This is a genomic window from Pseudonocardia sp. D17, from assembly GCF_036984265.1.
GTDB lineage: Bacteria > Actinomycetota > Actinomycetes > Mycobacteriales > Pseudonocardiaceae > Pseudonocardia > Pseudonocardia benzenivorans.
Window position 1 is genome coordinate 13,196 of record NZ_BPRG01000023.1, and the last position, 17,209, is coordinate 30,404.

Sequence of the window (17,209 nt, forward strand, 5' to 3'; positions counted from 1 at the left end):
TGCCCGTCGACTGGGGGCGTGACCCGTGCCGACCGCCTGGAGCGCCGTCGTGCGTTCGGCGCGCGCGTGCGGGCGCTACGGGAGACACGCGGGTTCAGTCAGGAGACGCTGGCCGAGTGCGCCGGTATCCATCGGACCTACGTCGGGTCGGTCGAGCGGGGCGAGCGCAACGTCGCCCTCGACAACATCCACGCCCTCGCTGACGCGCTAGGCGTCTCAGTGCGCGAGTTGTTCGATAAATAGCGCCTACGGGCGCCGCCACGCCTTCCGGCCTGGGTCGAGGCGGATCTCATCCGCCTCCAGTGCCATCTCCCTTGAGGGGAAGGCGATGATGTGCAGCGGTGCTACGACGCCCGCCTCCTTGTGGAGCCGAGCGATGCCGGTTATGGGGCCGGGCTCGTAGCGGCGGTGCTTCCGCCCGATCACAACGTCACCGACCTTGAATGTGTCCGCCACGCGTGAAACCTACGGCTTCACCACGGCCATCGGCGAGGGCCACCCCTGGCGCCTCGACGGGCTCGATGTCGACCACGGCGGAACCTCGCTCGTAGCCAGTTGATCATGAACGGAAAGCTACGCCAGCGCAGTCACTTTCCGTAGCGGACGAACGCATTCCGTGACCATCGCGGCCAGTGCCCCCGCCCTCCCCCTACGCGCGGCGGGGGTACGCCTGGGGTACGCCGCCTCGGGGAACGTGAGCCTCAGACTGCCGTCACAGACGGTCTACCTGCGTGAACCCAGTGGGGCGGGTGGGGCTCGAACCCACGACCTGACGGATTATGAGTCCGCTGCTCTGACCAACTGAGCTACCGCCCCGCAGGAGCTCAGGTTAGCGGCCCACCCCTCGCCCCGACGCCGCGGCCAGCTCCTCGCGCAGCAGCGCCGCGAGGTCCTCGGCGTGGGAGAGGAACGGGGAGTGCGCGGCGGGCAGATGGACGACGCGCTGCGCCCGCTCGGCCATTCTCTCCTGCGCCCGGGGCGCGAGAGCGGCGTCGTTGTCGCACACGACGTAGGTGCTGGGCAGCGTGCGCCACGCGGCGGCCGTGAGGGTTGCGGTGTAGGCCGCGAGCGACTGGTGCCCCAGCTTGGCGACGGCCGCCTCGGCGATGGCGGGGTCGACGTCGCCGTAGAGGAACTCCTCGGGGTGGCGCGCGTCGAGGTAGCCCTCGTCCTCGTGGACGTCCCACCAGTGCGGCCACTGCCCACGCAGGCTCCCGACGACCGTGTGCCCGACGTCCATCATCATCGCGGTGAGGTAGACCAGCCGCGCGACGCCGTCGGCTCCGTCGAGACCCTCGGTGATCGGGACTCCGCCGTAGGAGTGCCCGACCACGACGACCGGGCCGCCGGCGGCCGCCACCGCGGCGCGGACCACCGCGACGTCGTCGTCGAGGGTCCCCAGCGACTTCGGGTCGGGGCCCGAGGAGGGCAGGTCGACGGCGATCGTCTCGACGTCGGGCAGCTCGGTGCGCAGGACGTCCCAGGCCCAGGGGCCGTGCCAGGCGCCGTGGACGAGGACGAGGGTGGCACTCATGGGCGGGACTCCAGGTAGGCGGCGGCGACGCGCTTGGGTGCCTGGGCGAGCCAGGCCTCCTCGACGAGCTCCGCGAGCTCGTCGAGGGCGATCAGGTCGAGCCGGACGAGGACGGCGGGGTAGCCGTTGAAGTGCGGGGTGGTGAAGTAGACAGCCGGGTCGTCGGCGACCAGGGCCTCCTTGACGCCGACGTCCGCGGTGCGGGCACACAGCACCGGGCCGGTGGGGGCGGCGTCACCGAGCGCCTCGAGGTCGCCGCGCCGCAGCGGTCGCTCCCACGCGAACGCCTTCTTCCGGACCAGCCACGACAGCTTCTCCCCCGCGTCCTCGGTGACCTCCGGCAGCGCCGTCGCGACGCGCCGGACGTCGTCCCAGGTGGCCATCAGCGGTCGTCGTCGATGACGTGGACGGCCGCCTCCTCGGCGGACGCGGCGGCCCCGTCGATCCCGGCGTCGACGGCCCAGCTCTCGTCGTCGGTCACCAGCGGGTCCTCGTCGCGCTCGACGAGCCGGCCGGCCCGGCGGCGGCCGACCTCGTCGGTGGCGAGCAGCTCGCCGTCGGTGTCGGACGTGTCGCCGAGGCCGTCGCCGTCGTCGGACCCGTCGTCGAGGAACGCGGGGTCGGGCAGCTCGCGGGCCAGGCGGTGGTCGAGGTCCTCGCCCTCGGCCTCCTCCTGGGCGGTGGTGCCGAAGTCGTCGACGGCCCAGGGCCGCTCGGGCGGCGAGTAGCCCTCGTCGAGCGGGTCGGCGACGCCGCGGTCCTCGAGCGTGTCCTCCGGATCCAGCTGCGCGTACTGGTCGAGGTCGTCGTCCTGGTCACCCATGGCGGACAGCCTGGCAGAACTCAGCCGCGGAAGCGCTCCTGCAGTGCCGAGATTCCGCCGCCGTACACGCCGCGGGCGTAGGTCTTGCCGAGCTCGGCCTCGTCGGCGGCGTCGGCGTCGAAGTCGGCCCACCATTCGACGAACGCGTGCCCGGTGTCGGTGACCGGCGCGACCCGGATCGTGGAGACGTAGCGGCGCACCGCGAACGGGCCCGGGTCGGTGAACTCGTAGGTGTAGCTCCGGTCGGCGTCGTCCAGCGTGAGGAGCCGCTCGGAGACCTGCGCGTCGCCACCGAGCCCGAGCTTGCGGACGGCCCCGACCTCCGCGCCCGACGAGCCGGCGGTCAGCTCGCTGCTCTGGATCCCCGGGTGCCAGTCGGCGATGCCGTTGAAGTCGCGGATGAGGCTCCAGACCTCGTCGGCCGAGGCGGGGACGACTCCACTGGCGTAGGGACGCGGCATCTAACTCTCCTTGGATGCTGGGTTGGGTGCTGGGTCGGGTGCTGACTCGAGAACGGCCTTGAACCTGCGGGTCTGTTCGGTGAGGGCCTGCTCGGTCGGCAGCCGCTCCATCGACGAGGCGCCGTAGAACCCGTGGCACGCCGCGGTGCGCGACAGGACGTACGCGGCGTCGTCGGGCATCGAGATGGGGCCGCCGTGGCACAGGACGAGCACGTCGTCACGCTCGTCGAGGGCGGCGGCGGACCATTCGTCGATCAGGGCGACGCAGTCGTCGAGGGTCTTGGCGGTCTCGGCGCCGATGGCGCCTCCGGTGGTCAACCCCATGTGGCACACCACGATGTCGGCGCCGGCGCGGGTCATGGCGCGGGCGTCGGCGGCGGAGAAGACGTAGGGCGTGGTGAGCATGTCGGCGTTGCGGGCGGCGGCGACGAGGTCGACCTCGAGGCCGTAGCCCATACCGGTCTCCTCGAGGTTGGCGCGGAAGGTCCCGTCGATGAGCCCGACCGTCGGGAAGTTCTGGATGCCGGCGAAGCCGAGGTCGTCGAGCTCGCGGAGGAACCGGTCGGTGATCATGAACGGGTCGGTGCCGTTGACGCCCGCGAGCACCGGCGTCTCCTTGACGACGGGCAGCACCTCGGCGGCCATCTCGACGACGATGTCGTTGGCGTTGCCGTAGGCGAGCAGCCCGGCCAGCGAGCCGCGGCCGGCCATCCGGTAGCGGCCGGAGTTGTAGATGACGATGAGGTCGATCCCGCCGGCCTCCTCGCACTTGGCCGACAGCCCGGTGCCCGCTCCCCCGCCGACGATGGGCTCACCGCGCCGCGCCATGTCCTGGAACCGCTCGACGAGGTCCTGGCGACGATGCCGCTTCATCCGGAGACCTCCTGCCACGCGGCGATCACCGCGTCGGCGAACTCGGGGTCGTTGACGTGGTGCGACACCCTGCGCACGACGCCGGACCGCGCCACCGACGACTCGATCGTCTCGAACAGCGCGGCGTCCGCGACCGGGTCGTGGAACGCCTGGCCCGGCGCGTCGAGCGCGGAGACCCCGCCCTCGGGGATCAGGAAGACCGCCGGCCCGGTGAGCGCGTCGAGCTTGCGGGCGAGGAAGGAGCCGAACCCCCGGTTCTCCTCCGGGGTCGTGCGCATGAGCGTGACCTGGGCGTTGTGCTCGTAGAAGGTCCGGCCGGCGAAGGACTGCGGAACCGTCTCGGGCGCGCCGAAGTTGACCATGTCGAGCGCGCCGCAGGAGCCGACGTAGGGCACCCCGGTCCGGGCGATCGCGTCGAGCCGGTCGTGGCCCGCCGCCATGACGCCGCCGACGAGCAGGTCGGCGATCTCGGTGGTCGTGAGGTCGAGGACCGAGCCGATGAGCCGGTCGTCGACGAGCTTCTCCATCGCCTTCCCGCCGGTGCCGGTGGCGTGGAAGACGAGCGGGTCGACGTCGTCGCCGAGCCGGTCGAGCACCTGCGTGACGCAGGGCGTCGTGACGCCGAACATCGTGATGCCGACGGCCGGGCGGTCCGCCGCCGCGGGCACGTCGTTGAGCAGCGCGCCGGCGAGCATGTGGGCGGCGTTGCCGAGGACCTGCCGGGAGATCCGGTTGAGGCCGGCGACGTCGGTGACCGAGTGCAGCATCGCGATGTCGGCAGCACCGACGTAGGGCGCGACGTCCCCGGAGGCCACGGTCGAGACCATCACCTTCGGGACGCCGACGGGCAGCGCCCGCATGGCCGGGGTGATCAGGGCGGTCCCGCCCGAGCCGCCGAGCCCGAGCACCCCGCCGAGGTCGTCGCGCGAGGTCAGGAACGCCTGCAGCGCAACGGACATGGCGCCGACCGCGGTGCCCCGATCGCCGGTGAACACGGCCCCCGCGCCGTCGGGGTGGTGCGCGGCGACGTCGGCGGGGCCGACATCGGCGCCGCCTCCGCCCGTTCCCGACGTGGACACGTCGACGGTCCGCGTCCGCACACCGGCGGCGCGCAACGACGCGGCCACGTAGGACAGCTCGGCTGCCTTGGTGTCGTACGTCCCGACGACGTAGGCGCGGCTCACACCGTCCGTTCTAGCCGACGGCCCGCGATCTTGCGAGTGCTAACAGCCGTCGAGCCAGCCGTAGGCGGTCTGCGGCGAGATGCGCGACGCCCGGGCCATCGACCGGATCTCCAGGCCCTGCCGGCGGCCGGCGCAGAGCAGCTCGCGCTGCCGGGCGCGCAGCTCGTCGATGGCGTCGGCGACCTCGGCCATCTCCGCGAGCAGGGCCTCGGCCTCCGGGCCGGCACCGGCCCGGCTGCGGCCCACCCCCGGCCGAGGCCACGAGCGGACCTCGTCGGCGTCCCACAACTTGCGCCGGCCGTCCGTGTCGAGCGGCCGCGGTGCCTGGCCCCGGGAGACGTAGGCCAGCCAGGTCGAGGTCTTCACGCCCCACGCCTGCGCACACTGGTCGCTGGTCCAGGTCTCGCCGCTCATGGACGTACATCATCGTCCATCGGCGTACACCATGGTCGACGCCCCCAGGGGCGGGCACGGAGGGGCCCGGACACCGTGGGGTGTCCGGGCCCCGTGCGTCGTCCCGGGTCAGCCGACCTTGGCCAGCCGCTTGCGGGTGTCCTCGGCGGCGCCGTCGGCGGCCTTCGCGGCCGCGGCCCCGAGTTCGGCCGCGCGCGAGGCGAGGTCGCCGCGCAGCTTCGACGCCTGCTCGGCGGCCTCCGTGGCGAGGACCGCGAGCTGGTCGACGTAGCCGGGGGCCTTCTTGCGCGCCTTGGCCGCCGCCTTCAGTGCCTCCTTCTCCCACGCCGCCCGGCGCTTCTCGGCTGCCTTGCGCCACTTCTTGCCACGCTTGCCCAGCTCGTCACCGCGCTCGGCGAGCAGCTGCTGCCACTTCGCCCCCCGCTTGTCGACGAGCTCCTGCAGCCGCGCACCGTGCTTGTCGGCACGGCGCTGCAACCGGGCGGCCCGCCTGCTCGCCTCGGCGGAGTGCCTGGCGAGGTCGTCACTGAGCTCGGCGGCGCGGGCCAGGACGGTGTCGCGGACGTCGGGGGCGCGGTCGGCCAGCGTGGCGCCGACCTTCGTGGCCCGCTCGGCCAGCACCGCCCCGACCTCGGGTGCCCGTTCCGCGAGCACGGCACCCGCCTTGGTCGCCCGCTCGGCGACGGCGGCGCCGACCTCCGGCGCCCGATCGGCGACGACCGCGCTCACGGCCGTGGCCCTCTCGGCCAGCGCCGCACCGGCCTCCGCGGCCTTCTCCGCCAGCGCCGACGTCCGTGCCGACAACTGGGCCGACGGGTGGGCCGACGGGTGGCCCGACCGGGCCGACGCGGCGCTCGGCACGAGACCTGCCAGCCCGGCGGCGACGCTCGCGACGGCGCCGCCCGCGTCGTGCGCGACGCCGGAGACACGGTCGGAGACGTCGTGCGCCACACCGGTGACGGCGTCGACCCGCTCCCCGGCGGCGGTCGCGGCGAGGTGGGCCGCCCGCCTGCCCCGCCACGCGACCGACGGCTTGCCGTGGGTGTCGGCGGCCGCGATGAGCAGTCCGCCGAGCAGGCCGACGTTCTTGAGGAAGTGGATCTGCTGCGCCTGGCGCTCCTGCGGGTCCTCGACCTCCCAGAAGCGGTGTGCGGCGAGCGTCGTCGGGACCACGCTCGCGGCGAGCGCCGCCGACGCGAGGCGTGGCGCCTTGCCGAGCGCGAGCAGCGATCCGGCGGCGATCTTCACGACCGCATCCACCTTCACGAGCATCTCGGCGTCGGGCCGGCGGTCGATCGGCGTGACCTCGACGGCCTTGTCCAGCACCGGGTCGAGGGCGGGGGCGGCCGCATCGAGAACGGGTTGTGCCGCCTGCGCGTGGCCCTCGGGCGCGCGCAGTGCGGCGATGCCACCGTTGATGAACACGGCGGCGAGCATGGGTCGGGCTACACGTCGCAGGACCGGCATGCCCGCACCTTCCCCACCCGCCGCGGACGCAAACACATCCGAAGTAGGCGATGATGCGCGGTGTGACGAGTGGACACCGCGCTCCGTCCGGGCGCCGCGCGATCGGCCTCGACATCGGGGGGACCAACATCCGCGGCGCCGTCGTCGCCGACGACGGGACCCTGCTCGCCGAGGTCTCCGAACGCACCCCCGAGACGTCCGACGGCACGACGATGACGAAGATCCTGCTCGGCATCACCCAGCAGCTGCACGCGCAGCACCCGGAGGTCGTCGCCGTCGGGGTGGGAGCGGCCGGGATCGTCGAGTGGCCGGCCGGGCTGATCCGGTGGGCGCCCAACAACTCCTACCGCGACTGGCAGGTCCGGGCCGAGCTGGAGGAGGCCACCGGGCTGCCCGCGACCGTCGACAACGACGCCAACGTCGCCGCGCTCGCCGAGGCCCGCCTCGGCCGGGACCGCTACTCCGAGATGGTGTTCCTGACCGTCGGCACCGGCGTCGGAGGTGGGCTCGTCCTGGGCGGGGTCATCTACCGCGGACCGTCCGGGCGCGGCGGCGAGCTGGGGCACATCATCGTCGCACCCGACGGTCCCCGCTGCGGCTGCGGCAACCGCGGCTGCCTGGAGGCCGTCGCGTCGGGCACGGCGCTGACCCGGATGGGTCGCGAGGCCGCGGCGGCCGAGCCGGCCGGCGTGATCGCCCGGCTCGGCCGCGAGGAGGAGGACGGCGTCGTCACCGGGCACACCGTCACACGCGCCACGGAGCTGGGTGACCCGACCGCGCTGGACCTGTTCACCCGGCTGGGGCGCTGGCTCGGGATCGGGATCGCGTCGCTGGCCAACATCTTCGAGATCGAGGCCGTCGTCATCGGCGGCGGCCTGGTCGCGACCGGCGACCTGCTGCTCGACCCCGCCCGCGCCGCCTACCGCGAGCACGCCTACGCCACGGAGGCGCGGCCCGTCGTCCCGGTGCGGGTGGGCACCTTCGGCACCGACGCCGGCGTCGTCGGCGCGGGGCTGCTCGGGCTCGAGCACGCGGAGGACCGCAGGGTCCACGCCGTCCCGCCGGAGCGCGCCACCCGTTAGGTTGACGTCGTGCCGTCACTGGTCCTGGGTCCCGTGCTGCGCCACGTCGACGAGTCCTCCGCGACGGTGTGGGTCCAGACCGACGTCCCCGCGCAGGTCGAGGTCCTGGGCAGCACCGCACGCACGTTCGAGGTGGCGGGGCACCACTACGCGCTGGTCGTCGTCACCGGGCTCCCGCCGGACACCCGCACCGAGTACGACGTGCTGCTCGACGGCGAGCACGTCTGGCCGCCCGCGTCCTCGCCCTTCCCGCCGAGCAGCATCGCGACCCGCGGACCGCGATCGGCCGGGCGGCACCGCATCCTGTTCGGCTCCTGCCGGTACGTGAAGCTCGCCGACCCGCGGGACGCCGCCACCTACGGCATCGACGCGCTCGACGCCTACGCCGCGCGGATGGCACGGCTCCCGTCGTCCCAGTGGCCCGACGCCCTGCTGCTGCTCGGCGACCAGGTCTACGCCGACGAGCTGACCCCGCAGACCGTGCGCCGGATCGCCGGCCGTCGCGCGGAGCACCCCGACTGGCCCGACGACGAGATCGTCGACTTCTCCGAGTACGTCGGGCTCTACCGCGACTCCTGGGCCGACCCCGAGATCCGCTGGATCATGTCGACGGTCCCCACCGCGATGATCTTCGACGACCACGACGTCCGCGACGACTGGAACACCTCCGCCGCCTGGCGCGCCCAGATGGCCGAGAAGCCGTGGTGGGCCGAGCGGATCCGGGCGGCGTTGTCGTCGTACTGGGTCTACCAGCATCTCGGCAACCTCTCCCCGGACGAGCTCGCCGCGGACCCCGACTGGGCGGCGGTCAGCGGGCACGACGGCGACACCTGGCCGCTGCTGGCCGACCTCGCCGACCGCGCCGACCGGGAGGTCGACGGCTCCAAGGGCCTGCGGTTCTCCTACCGCTGGCAGCTGGGGCGCACGCGCCTGGTCGTCCTCGACTCCCGCAACGGCAGGGTGCTCGACGACGGCAGGCACCTCATGCTCGGCGACCGTGAGTTCGGCTGGGTCGAGGAGCGCACGCTCGACCCGGGCGAGGTCGACCATCTGCTGCTGGCGACGTCCGTCCCGTGGCTGCTGCCGCCGGCGATCGGCGACCTGGAGTCGGTCAACGAGGCCGCCGCCGCCCGTCCGGGGCTGCGCGGCCGGCTCGGCGAGCGGATCCGGCAGGCCGCGGACCTCGAGCACTGGCAGGCGTTCCGGGACTCGTTCGACCGCCTGGCACGGCTGGTCGCGGCCGCGACGCGCCCACGGGCCGGCGACGCCGCGCCCGTGTCGATCTCCGTGCTCTCCGGCGACGTGCACCACAGCTACGCCGCCCGCGCGCAGGTCGAGGACGCCGAGGAGGGCACGGCCGTGCACCAGCTGACCTGTTCCCCGGTGCACAACCACGTCCCGCCCTACGTCCGCGCGGGCTTCCGGCTCGGCTGGAGCGGCGCCGCCACCCGGGCCGCACGCGCGTGGGCGACCCGCAAGGGCACCCCGCCGCCGCCGGTGACCTGGGACAAGCTCGGCGGACCCTACTTCGGCAACACCATCGCCTGGCTGGACGTCGACGGCCGCCGCGCCGACGTCGTCTTCGAGCAGCCGACCGGCGCGGCCTCGCTGCGCGAGGCGGCCCGGCACACCCTCACCGCGCCGCGGTCCGCCGAGCCCGAACAGGGACACTCCGAGCCGACACGCCCGGCTCCGACACAGGTGGACCCGGCACGCCCAGACCCGACACACCCAGACCCGGCGGACCCAGATCCGACGGACCCAGGCCGAGGAGCTCGCACCCGATGACGGCAGGACACTCTCCCAGCACCGCCGCCCCGCTGCGGGGTGCGCCCGCCCCCGACGTGGCTGGCACCGACGCACTGGCCGGCCAGGTCGTCGTCCTGCGCCCGACCAGCGCCCGGCACGTGGCCGCGTTCATCGAGATCCTCCAGCACCCCGAGGTCGCCCGCTGGTGGGGCGGCTACGACCTGGAACGCGTGCGCCGTGAGCTGCTCGGGCCGCACGGCTACGCCGTCGAGCTGGCGGGCGAGGTCATCGGGCTGGTGATCTTCCACGAGGAGGACGACCCCGACTACCGGCACGCGGGCGTCGACATCGCGCTGCACCCCGACGCCCACGGCAAGGGCCTGGGCGCCGACGCCCTGCGCACGCTCGTCCGCCACCTGTTCACCCGCCGCGACCACCACCGCATCGTCATCGACCCCGCCGCGACGAACGAGCGGGCGATCCGCAGCTACGAGCGCGTCGGGTTCCGGCGGGTCGGGATCATGCGCCGGTACGAGCGCGGCGCCGACGGCACCTGGCACGACGGCCTGCTGATGGACCTGCTCCGCGAGGACTTCCTGAGCCTCTGAGTGGCGTCACCGGCCCTGGCCGGTGCTGTGCCTCCGGGCGCTACGCCGCTCACGACCGCGTCGCGGCGTCCGCCTCGGCTGCGAGACCGCCGACCAGCAGCCGCAGCCCGAACGCGAAGCGCTCGTCGGCGTCGCCGCTGGTCAGCTCGCGCGCGAGGGACGCGAGCACGGGGAACAGCTCGGCGGGCAAGCTCCGGAAGTACGACGCGACCTGGCTGTAGTACGCCTCCTGGTCGACCCCGGCCCGTTCGTGCTGCGCGGACTCGATGGCCGACGCCGCGACGAACATCCCGATCACGTCGACCGCCCACGCCGCCGGGCGCGGCGGCACCCCGCCGGCCCGCAGGATCGCCGTCGTCGTCTCGGCCAGCCTCAGCGAGTTCGGCCCGAGCGGCACGGCACCGATCGCCACGCGGGCGATGTCGCCGTTGCGGGCCATCACGGCGCGCGACTCCGTCCACAGCTCGGTGACCTGCTCCTGCCACCGTGCGCCGTCCGGCTCCGGAAGCGTGACCTCGCCCGCGACCTCGTCGAACACCAGCGCGAGCAGCTCGTCCTTGTTCGCGACGTGCGCGTAGAGCGACGCCGCGCCCGTCCCGAGCTCGGTGGCGACACGCCGCATGCTCACCGCGTCGATGCCCTCGGTCTTCAGCACCGTCAGCGCGGCCCGGACGATCGCCTCCCGGCTGAGGGACCGGCGGACCGCGGGGTCCTTGCGCGGGGTGCGCCAGGGCGGCTCGGGCACTACGGGGGCCGTGCTCATGGCGGGCAGCGTAGCCGCCCACGCGGATCGACGAACAGTGTTCTTGACTCGAACAGTGTTCGCAGGTAGAACGCTGTTCGTCAACGAACACCGTTCGAAGCGAGGCCTCCATGACCATCCCGACCACGTCGCCGCCGCCCGTCACGACGGGACATCCGCTCCGCCGGCTCGCTCTCGTGGCCGTCCTGGTCGCCGAGATCATGGACCTGCTCGACGCGACGGTCGTCGGTATCGCGGCCCCGTCGATCCAGCACGAGCTCGGCGGCGACGACACGACCATCCAGTGGATCGCCGCGGGCTACACGCTCGCCTACGCCGTCGGGCTCGTCACCGGCGGCCGGCTCGGCGACCTCTACGGCCGCAGGCGGATCTTCCTCGTCGGACTCGTCGGCTTCGTCCTGTTCTCGGCGCTGTGCGGGCTCGCCCCGACGCCCGGGCTCCTGATCACCTGCCGGGTCCTGCAGGGCCTGTCCGGCGCGATCCTCATCCCGCAGGGCTTCGGCATCATCAAGTCCGCCTTCCCGCCACGGGAGCTCGGTGCCGCGTTCGGCGCCTTCGGCCCGGCGATGGGCCTGTCGGCGGTCGGCGGCCCGATCCTCGCCGGCGCGCTGATCGCGTGGGACCCGGGCGGGGCGGGCTGGCGCACCGTCTTCCTGGTCAACGTGCCGATCGGGCTGGCCTGCCTCGCCCTCGCACTGCGGGTGCTGCCGGAGTCGCGCGGCGAACGCACCGCCAGGCCGGACCCCGTCGGCACCATCCTGGTGACGACCGGGCTGCTCCTCCTGGTCTTCCCGCTGGTCCAGGGCCGCGAGCTGGGCTGGCCGGGCTGGACGTTCGCGATGATGGCCGCGGCCGTCCCGGTGCTCGGCGTCTTCGCGTGGCACCAGGTCCGCCGCGCGCGAGCCGGCCGGTCACCGCTCGTCGAACCCGCGCTGTTCGCCTCCCGCGCGTTCTCCGGCGGCATGCTGGTCGGCCTGGTGTTCTTCGGCGGGATGGCGGGGCTCTTCCTGGTACTGGGCCTGCACCTACAGCTCGGGCTCGGGTTCAGCCCGCTGCGTGCCGGCCTCACGCTGGCACCGTGGGCGCTGGGCGTCGCGGTCGGCGCGACGCTCTCCGGCGCGTGGCTGGGCCGCCGCTACGGTCGACCGGTCCTGCAGGCGGGCGCCGTCGTCATGGCGCTCGGCATCGCCGGGATCGTGCTGACCTCGCACGTCGCGCCGCGGACGGCGGGCTGGGAGCTCGCCCCGGCACTGCTCGTGAGCGGCGTCGGGATGGGCCTGTTCATCGCGCCGTTCTTCGACATCGTCCTGGCAGGCGTGACGCTGCCGATGGTCGGCTCGGCCTCGGGCGTGCTCAACGCCGACCAGCAGCTGGGCTCGGCGATCGGCGTCGCCGTCCTGGGCACGGTGTTCTTCTCGGGAACAGGCGCCCAGGGCATGGCGACGGCGTTCGACGTCGTGCTCTGGGTGACCGCCGGGATGGTCCTCGCGGTCGCCGCGCTCGCCGCCCTCCTGCCGAGACGGGCCCGCGAGGAACAGCCGGCATAGCGGTCGGCGCCCGCCGCGGGCTCAGAACGGGGTCGCCGCCAGGAACGACTCGAACACCGTCCGCTCGCCGAGCACCTCGAGCCGCGGATCGGAGGGGTCGATACGGCCCAGCATCGCGATGAACAGGTCGGCGACAGAACCCCGCACCGCGACGGTCGCCTTCTCGTGCCCGTGCTCCCAGGAGATCGCGGTGCCGTGCGGCCGGATCACCCACTCGCCGGCCGACCCGAGACCGTCGGCGTCGTGGGAGTGCAGGTGGATCGTCCGGCCCTCGCCGAGCACCGGCTCCTCCCGCTGGGTGCGGGCGACGAGCAGGTCGAGCCACTCCGACAGGCCGTCGGCGGCGATCGCGGGGTCGATGTCGAAGCTCCCGCCCGTGGCCAGCGCGGCGTCGGCCCGGTGGACGGTCTGCTCGTGCAGCCGGCGGCGCAACCACCACGCCGCCGGCTTCGGCCCGGTGAACGTCCAGACCGGGGTGTCGGGGCCGACGCTGTCGACCGCCTCGGCGAGTGCGGCGACCCCGCCGCGCATCCACGCACCGAACTCGTCGACGGGCTTGGGCGCCCGGCCGTCGGCGACGGTGCGCGGGTCGACGGGTTCGGTCGCGCGCGTCGCGACGATCGCGGCCGCCCACCGGTCACCGCGGGCGACGTGGGTGCCGAGGGTGCGCATCGTCCAGCCCGGGCACGTGGGCACGGGCAGCTCGGGATCTGCGTCGCGCACGAGGTCGGCGAAGAGCACGTTCTCGGCGAAGAGAACGGGGACGATCTCAGCAGGCGTGACACCGAGGGCGTCGATACCGGTCATGGGTCGCGACGCTAGCGGCTCGGGGCGCCGGAATCGCGCCATTGCGACGGAGTCGGTGCGAGATGCCCACCGCGACGCGGACGACCGCTCGACCCGAACCGGTCAGGGCGTGCATGATCGCCCGTCGTCCGGGGTAGATCGAAGCCATGGCTGACCGCAGGGCTCAGGACTGGACGCCGCCCGGCGTGTTCCGGGCCCTACTGTGGTGGCCCCCGGTGGCCTTCCTGCTGGCCGCCGCTTTCCCCGGGGCGGGCCTCGTCCCGATCATCGGCTCCGGTCTGGCCCTCGCCCTGGTCGGCATCGCGGCGGCGACGCTGCCGAAGCTGGTGCACCGGAGCGAGTCCGTCACCGCCGCGGAGCCGATCGACCGGCCGGCCCCGGAGCCCGTCGACGTCCTCCCCGTTCCCGAGCGCCGCGCCGCCTGAGCGCCGACCGCGTCCCGCGGGGGCGGCGTGACGTCGCTCCCGCTCTGTTGTACGTCCGATACTAGGATGTCAAACTAAATCGGTCGGTGACAGGCATCGGGAGGACCTTCAATGACGTCGGACGCTCTCCACGTCCCCACCAACCCGGTCCGCTTCGTGACGGCCGCGAGCCTGTTCGACGGCCACGACGCGGCCATCAACATCATGCGGCGCATCCTGCAGCGGCAGGGTGCGGAGGTGATCCACCTCGGACACAACAGGTCCGTCGACGAGGTCGTCGCCGCCGCGATCCAGGAGGACGTGCAGGGCGTCGCCATCAGCTCGTACCAGGGCGGACACGTCGAGTACTTCAGCTACCTCGTCGAGCTGCTGCGCGAGCGCGGCGCCGGCCACGTCAAGGTCTACGGCGGCGGGGGCGGCGTCATCGTCCACGACGAGATCGAGCTGCTGCACTCGCGCGGCGTCTCGCGCATCTTCTCCCCCGAGGACGGCCAGCGGATGGGCCTGCCCGGGATGATCAACCTGATGATCCGCGAGTGCGACGTCGACCTGACCGCGACGCCACCGACCTCCTACGACGGCGTCTTCGCCGGTGAGCACGCCACGCTCGCCCGCGCGCTGACCCTCGCGGAGAGCGGGGCCCTGCCCGCCGACGTGCTCGACCGGGTGCGTGCCACCGAGCGGCCGGTCCCGGTCCTGGGCATCACCGGCACCGGCGGCTCCGGCAAGTCGAGCCTGACCGACGAGCTCGTCCGCCGCTTCCGCGTCGACCAGGAGGACAAGCTCCGCATCGCGGTGCTGGCCGTCGACCCGACGCGGCGCAAGGGTGGCGGCGCGCTGCTCGGTGACCGCATCCGGATGAACAGCCTCACCGGCGAGCAGGTGTTCTTCCGCTCGCTCGCCACGCGGGGTGGTTCCAGCGCCGGCGACGGCAACCTGCCCGAGCGCCTCGACGACGTCATCGCCGTGCTGAAGGCCGCCGGGTTCGACCTCGTGATCGTCGAGACCCCGGGCATCGGTCAGGGCGACGCGGGGATCGTGCCGTTCGTCGACCGCTCGCTGTACGTGATGACGCCGGAGTTCGGCGCCGCGTCACAGCTGGAGAAGATCGACATGCTCGACTTCGCCGACGTCGTGGCCATCAACAAGTTCGAGCGGCAGGGCGCGGAGGACGCGCGCCGCGACGTGGGCCGCCAGCTCGTGCGCAACCGCGAGGAGTTCGGCGCGAGCTGGGAGGACATGCCGGTCTACGGCACCAGCGCCGCGACGTTCAACGACACCGGGGTCACCGCGCTCTACCGGCACCTCGTCGAGCTGCTGCGCGGCGACGGGCTGACCGTCGGCGAAGGCAGGCTGCCCGCCGTCGAGGGGAAGGTCTCGCAGCTGCACGCCGCGGTCATCCCGCCCGACAAGGTGCGCTACCTCGCCGACATCGCCGACACCGTCCGCGGCTACCACGACGAGACCGGGGAGCAGACCGCTGCGGTCCGCCGTCACGAGCACCTGAAGGCCGCCCGCGCCGAGCTGGAGAGCGCCGACGCCGACGTCGCCGCCATCGACGGCCTGCTCGAGACCGTCGGCAAGACGGTGTCCGCCGAGTCCGCGGAGCTGCTCGCGGGCTGGGACCAGATGATCGAGGACTACTCGGGCGACGAGCTCGTCGTGAAGGTCCGCGACCGCGAGCTGCGCACGCAGCTGACCCGCGAGACCCTGTCGGGCAACAAGGTCCGGCGCGTCGCGCTGCCGCCCTACACCGACGCGGGCGAGCGGCTGCGGTTCCTGCGCAAGGAGAACCTGCCCGGCCGGTTCCCGTTCACCGCCGGCGTGTTCGCGTTCAAGCGCGAGGGCGAGGACCCGGCGCGGATGTTCGCGGGCGAGGGCGACGCGTTCCGCACCAACCGCCGGTTCAAGTACCTGTCGCAGGACTCCGAGGCCAAGCGGCTGTCGACGGCGTTCGACTCGGTGACCCTCTACGGGCGCGACCCCGCGACCCGGCCCGACATCTACGGCAAGGTCGGCACGTCGGGCGTCTCGATCGCGACGCTCGAGGACATGAAGGTCCTCTACGACGGCTTCGACCTCTGCTCGCCGACGACCTCGGTGTCGATGACGATCAACGGCCCCGCGCCGACGATCCTGGCGTTCTTCCTCAACACCGCCGTCGACCAGCAGATCGAGAAGTTCCGCGAGGAGGAGGGCCGCGAGCCCGACGAGGCGGAGCGCGAGCAGCTCGCCGCGTTCGCCTACGCCAACGTCCGCGGCACGGTGCAGGCCGACATCCTCAAGGAGGACCAGGGCCAGAACACCTGCATCTTCTCCACCGAGTTCTCGCTGCGGATGATGGCCGACATCCAGGAGTGGTTCATCCGGCACAAGGTCCGGAACTTCTACTCCGTCTCGATCTCCGGCTACCACATCGCCGAGGCCGGGGCGAACCCCATCAGCCAGCTCGCGTTCACCCTCGCCAACGGCTTCACGTTCGTCGAGAGCTACCTGGCGCGCGGCATGGACATCGACGACTTCGCGCCCAACCTGTCGTTCTTCTTCTCCAACGGGATGGACGCCGAGTACACGGTGATCGGCCGGGTGGCGCGGCGCATCTGGGCGGTCGCGATGCGCGAGCGCTACGGCGCCAACGAGCGCTCGCAGAAGCTCAAGTACCACGTGCAGACCTCGGGCCGGTCCCTGCACGCCCAGGAGATGAACTTCAACGACATCCGCACGACGCTGCAGGCCCTGTGCGCGCTCTACGACAACGCGAACTCGTTGCACACCAACGCCTACGACGAGGCCGTGACGACGCCGACGGAGGAGTCGGTGCGCCGCGCGATGGCGATCCAGCTGATCATCAACCGCGAGTGGGGCCTGTCGATGAACGAGAACCCCCTGCAGGGGTCGTTCATCGTCGACGAGCTGACCGACCTCGTCGAGGAGGCCGTCCTGCGGGAGTTCGACGCCATCGCCGCCCGCGGCGGGGTGCTCGGCGCCATGGAGACCGGCTACCAGCGCGGCAAGATCCAGGACGAGTCGATGCTCTACGAGCACCGCAAGCACGACGGCACGCTGCCGATCATCGGCGTGAACACCTTCCTCAAGCCCGAGTCCGACGAGCCGCCCACCGAGATCGAGCTGGCCCGCGGCACGGAGGCGGAGAAGCAGAGCCAGCTCGACCGGCTCGCCGACTTCCAGTCCCGGCACGCCGGCAGCGCCCCCGCTGCGCTGCGGGCGCTGCAGGACGTCGCGACCGGTGAGGGCAACGTCTTCGACGAGCTGATGAAGGCCGCCCGGGTCTGCTCGCTCGGCCAGCTCACCGAGGCGTTCTTCGAGGTCGGCGGGCAGTACCGGCGCAACATGTGAGCCGTCCGCGCCTCGGCCCACCGACCGCGCGCAACCTCACCGTCGTCCCGCGCCGGTGGATTCAAGGGCTCGTCGCAACACCCTGTCGAGCTGGGGTGATGAGTGTGATCGGTCC

General features: G+C 73.0%; 17 protein-coding genes, 1 tRNA gene and 1 pseudogene. 7 read left to right on the plus strand and 12 right to left on the minus strand.

Annotated features, from left to right (window positions below; all coding sequences use genetic code 11):
* Nucleotides 1-18 precede the first annotated feature (18 nt).
* A complete protein-coding gene (locus tag PSD17_RS03350) occupies nucleotides 19-243 on the plus strand; it encodes a helix-turn-helix domain-containing protein (RefSeq protein ID WP_339121462.1) in 225 nt (74 codons plus the stop codon).
* Between the two features lie 3 nt (nucleotides 244-246).
* Here PSD17_RS03350 and PSD17_RS03355 read toward each other — a convergent pair whose 3' ends face one another.
* The 10 genes and pseudogenes from PSD17_RS03355 to PSD17_RS35285 form a co-directional block, all read right to left on the minus strand.
* A complete protein-coding gene (locus tag PSD17_RS03355) occupies nucleotides 247-456 on the minus strand; it encodes a hypothetical protein (RefSeq protein ID WP_339121463.1) in 210 nt (69 codons plus the stop codon).
* Nucleotides 457-741: 285 nt separating this feature from the next.
* Nucleotides 742-816: transfer RNA gene (locus PSD17_RS03360), tRNA-Ile, on the minus strand.
* A gap of 13 nt (nucleotides 817-829) precedes the next feature.
* Nucleotides 830-1,534 carry an alpha/beta hydrolase gene (locus PSD17_RS03365; protein WP_339121465.1) on the minus strand — a complete coding sequence of 235 codons (705 nt, stop codon included), beginning with the start codon at nucleotides 1,532-1,534 and terminating at the stop codon, nucleotides 830-832.
* A complete protein-coding gene (locus tag PSD17_RS03370; RefSeq protein WP_339121467.1) occupies nucleotides 1,531-1,917 on the minus strand; it encodes an MmcQ/YjbR family DNA-binding protein in 387 nt (128 codons plus the stop codon). Before PSD17_RS03370 ends, PSD17_RS03365 begins: the two co-directional genes overlap by 4 nt.
* The gene (locus tag PSD17_RS03375) at nucleotides 1,917-2,357 is read right to left on the minus strand and encodes a DUF5709 domain-containing protein (RefSeq protein WP_013676467.1); all 441 of its coding nucleotides are present in this window, start codon (nucleotides 2,355-2,357) and stop codon (nucleotides 1,917-1,919) included. The genes PSD17_RS03370 and PSD17_RS03375 overlap by 1 nt, the downstream gene beginning before the upstream one ends.
* A gap of 20 nt (nucleotides 2,358-2,377) precedes the next feature.
* Complete coding sequence (locus PSD17_RS03380) at nucleotides 2,378-2,818, minus strand: SRPBCC family protein (RefSeq protein WP_013676468.1); 441 nt, start codon at nucleotides 2,816-2,818, stop codon at nucleotides 2,378-2,380.
* Nucleotides 2,819-3,691 carry a phosphoenolpyruvate hydrolase family protein gene (locus PSD17_RS03385; RefSeq protein ID WP_013676469.1) on the minus strand — a complete coding sequence of 291 codons (873 nt, stop codon included), beginning with the start codon at nucleotides 3,689-3,691 and terminating at the stop codon, nucleotides 2,819-2,821. It lies immediately after the preceding gene.
* Nucleotides 3,688-4,875, minus strand: coding sequence for a Tm-1-like ATP-binding domain-containing protein (locus PSD17_RS03390; protein WP_013676470.1), 1,188 nt, complete (start codon nucleotides 4,873-4,875; stop codon nucleotides 3,688-3,690). Before PSD17_RS03390 ends, PSD17_RS03385 begins: the two co-directional genes overlap by 4 nt.
* A gap of 39 nt (nucleotides 4,876-4,914) precedes the next feature.
* Nucleotides 4,915-5,289: a hypothetical protein gene (locus PSD17_RS03395; protein WP_013676471.1), complete on the minus strand. Its 375-nt coding sequence runs from the start codon at nucleotides 5,287-5,289 to the stop codon at nucleotides 4,915-4,917.
* A 996-nt stretch (nucleotides 5,290-6,285) separates the two neighbouring features.
* Nucleotides 6,286-6,726 (minus strand): annotated as a pseudogene (locus PSD17_RS35285) (hypothetical protein); the annotation flags it as partial.
* Between the two features lie 83 nt (nucleotides 6,727-6,809).
* Here PSD17_RS35285 and PSD17_RS03405 point away from each other — a divergent pair.
* The 3 genes from PSD17_RS03405 to PSD17_RS03415 are packed head-to-tail and all read left to right on the plus strand — an operon-like array spanning nucleotide 6,810 to nucleotide 10,195.
* Entirely contained in the window at nucleotides 6,810-7,838 is a 1,029-nt protein-coding gene (locus PSD17_RS03405; RefSeq protein WP_013676473.1) for an ROK family protein, read from the plus strand.
* A 9-nt stretch (nucleotides 7,839-7,847) separates the two neighbouring features.
* Nucleotides 7,848-9,626, plus strand: coding sequence for an alkaline phosphatase D family protein (locus tag PSD17_RS03410; protein WP_013676474.1), 1,779 nt, complete (start codon nucleotides 7,848-7,850; stop codon nucleotides 9,624-9,626).
* Nucleotides 9,623-10,195, plus strand: coding sequence for a GNAT family N-acetyltransferase (locus PSD17_RS03415; RefSeq protein ID WP_013676475.1), 573 nt, complete (start codon nucleotides 9,623-9,625; stop codon nucleotides 10,193-10,195). The genes PSD17_RS03410 and PSD17_RS03415 overlap by 4 nt, the downstream gene beginning before the upstream one ends.
* Before the next feature lie 49 nt (nucleotides 10,196-10,244).
* On the opposite strand, the gene PSD17_RS03420 is transcribed toward PSD17_RS03415, so the two are convergent.
* Nucleotides 10,245-10,958, minus strand: a complete 714-nt coding sequence (locus PSD17_RS03420; protein ID WP_013676476.1) for a TetR/AcrR family transcriptional regulator — start codon at nucleotides 10,956-10,958, stop codon at nucleotides 10,245-10,247.
* Nucleotides 10,959-11,068: 110 nt separating this feature from the next.
* On the opposite strand from PSD17_RS03420, the gene PSD17_RS03425 reads away from it, so the two are divergent.
* On the plus strand, nucleotides 11,069-12,505 hold the full coding sequence (locus PSD17_RS03425) for an MFS transporter (RefSeq protein WP_339121475.1): 1,437 nt from the start codon (nucleotides 11,069-11,071) through the stop codon (nucleotides 12,503-12,505).
* A 21-nt stretch (nucleotides 12,506-12,526) separates the two neighbouring features.
* On the opposite strand, the gene PSD17_RS03430 is transcribed toward PSD17_RS03425, so the two are convergent.
* Complete coding sequence (locus PSD17_RS03430; protein ID WP_013676478.1) at nucleotides 12,527-13,312, minus strand: maleylpyruvate isomerase family mycothiol-dependent enzyme; 786 nt, start codon at nucleotides 13,310-13,312, stop codon at nucleotides 12,527-12,529.
* Nucleotides 13,313-13,458: 146 nt separating this feature from the next.
* Between PSD17_RS03430 and PSD17_RS03435 the strand changes: the two genes are divergently transcribed.
* Together PSD17_RS03435 and icmF are read left to right on the plus strand one after the other, a co-directional pair.
* Nucleotides 13,459-13,737, plus strand: a complete 279-nt coding sequence (locus PSD17_RS03435; RefSeq protein ID WP_132975630.1) for a hypothetical protein — start codon at nucleotides 13,459-13,461, stop codon at nucleotides 13,735-13,737.
* 111 nt (nucleotides 13,738-13,848) lie between these two features.
* Nucleotides 13,849-17,094 carry a fused isobutyryl-CoA mutase/GTPase IcmF gene (gene icmF, locus PSD17_RS03440; protein WP_339121478.1) on the plus strand — a complete coding sequence of 1,082 codons (3,246 nt, stop codon included), beginning with the start codon at nucleotides 13,849-13,851 and terminating at the stop codon, nucleotides 17,092-17,094.
* Nucleotides 17,095-17,209 lie beyond the last annotated feature (115 nt).

Bases quoted from the DNA above. Each gene is read 5' to 3' on its own strand.
- PSD17_RS03365 (WP_339121465.1), bottom strand. From the start codon at position 1,534: ATGAGTGCCACCCTCGTCCTCGTCCACGGCGCCTGGCACGGCCCCTGG.
- PSD17_RS03370 (WP_339121467.1), bottom strand. From the start codon at position 1,917: ATGGCCACCTGGGACGACGTCCGGCGCGTCGCGACGGCGCTGCCGGAG.
- PSD17_RS03375 (WP_013676467.1), bottom strand. From the start codon at position 2,357: ATGGGTGACCAGGACGACGACCTCGACCAGTACGCGCAGCTGGATCCG.
- PSD17_RS03380 (WP_013676468.1), bottom strand. From the start codon at position 2,818: ATGCCGCGTCCCTACGCCAGTGGAGTCGTCCCCGCCTCGGCCGACGAG.
- PSD17_RS03385 (WP_013676469.1), bottom strand. From the start codon at position 3,691: ATGAAGCGGCATCGTCGCCAGGACCTCGTCGAGCGGTTCCAGGACATG.
- PSD17_RS03395 (WP_013676471.1), bottom strand. From the start codon at position 5,289: ATGAGCGGCGAGACCTGGACCAGCGACCAGTGTGCGCAGGCGTGGGGC.
- PSD17_RS03405 (WP_013676473.1), top strand. From the start codon at position 6,810: ATGCGCGGTGTGACGAGTGGACACCGCGCTCCGTCCGGGCGCCGCGCG.
- PSD17_RS03415 (WP_013676475.1), top strand. From the start codon at position 9,623: ATGACGGCAGGACACTCTCCCAGCACCGCCGCCCCGCTGCGGGGTGCG.
- PSD17_RS03420 (WP_013676476.1), bottom strand. From the start codon at position 10,958: ATGAGCACGGCCCCCGTAGTGCCCGAGCCGCCCTGGCGCACCCCGCGC.
- PSD17_RS03425 (WP_339121475.1), top strand. From the start codon at position 11,069: ATGACCATCCCGACCACGTCGCCGCCGCCCGTCACGACGGGACATCCG.
- PSD17_RS03430 (WP_013676478.1), bottom strand. From the start codon at position 13,312: ATGACCGGTATCGACGCCCTCGGTGTCACGCCTGCTGAGATCGTCCCC.
- PSD17_RS03435 (WP_132975630.1), top strand. From the start codon at position 13,459: ATGGCTGACCGCAGGGCTCAGGACTGGACGCCGCCCGGCGTGTTCCGG.
- icmF (WP_339121478.1), top strand. From the start codon at position 13,849: ATGACGTCGGACGCTCTCCACGTCCCCACCAACCCGGTCCGCTTCGTG.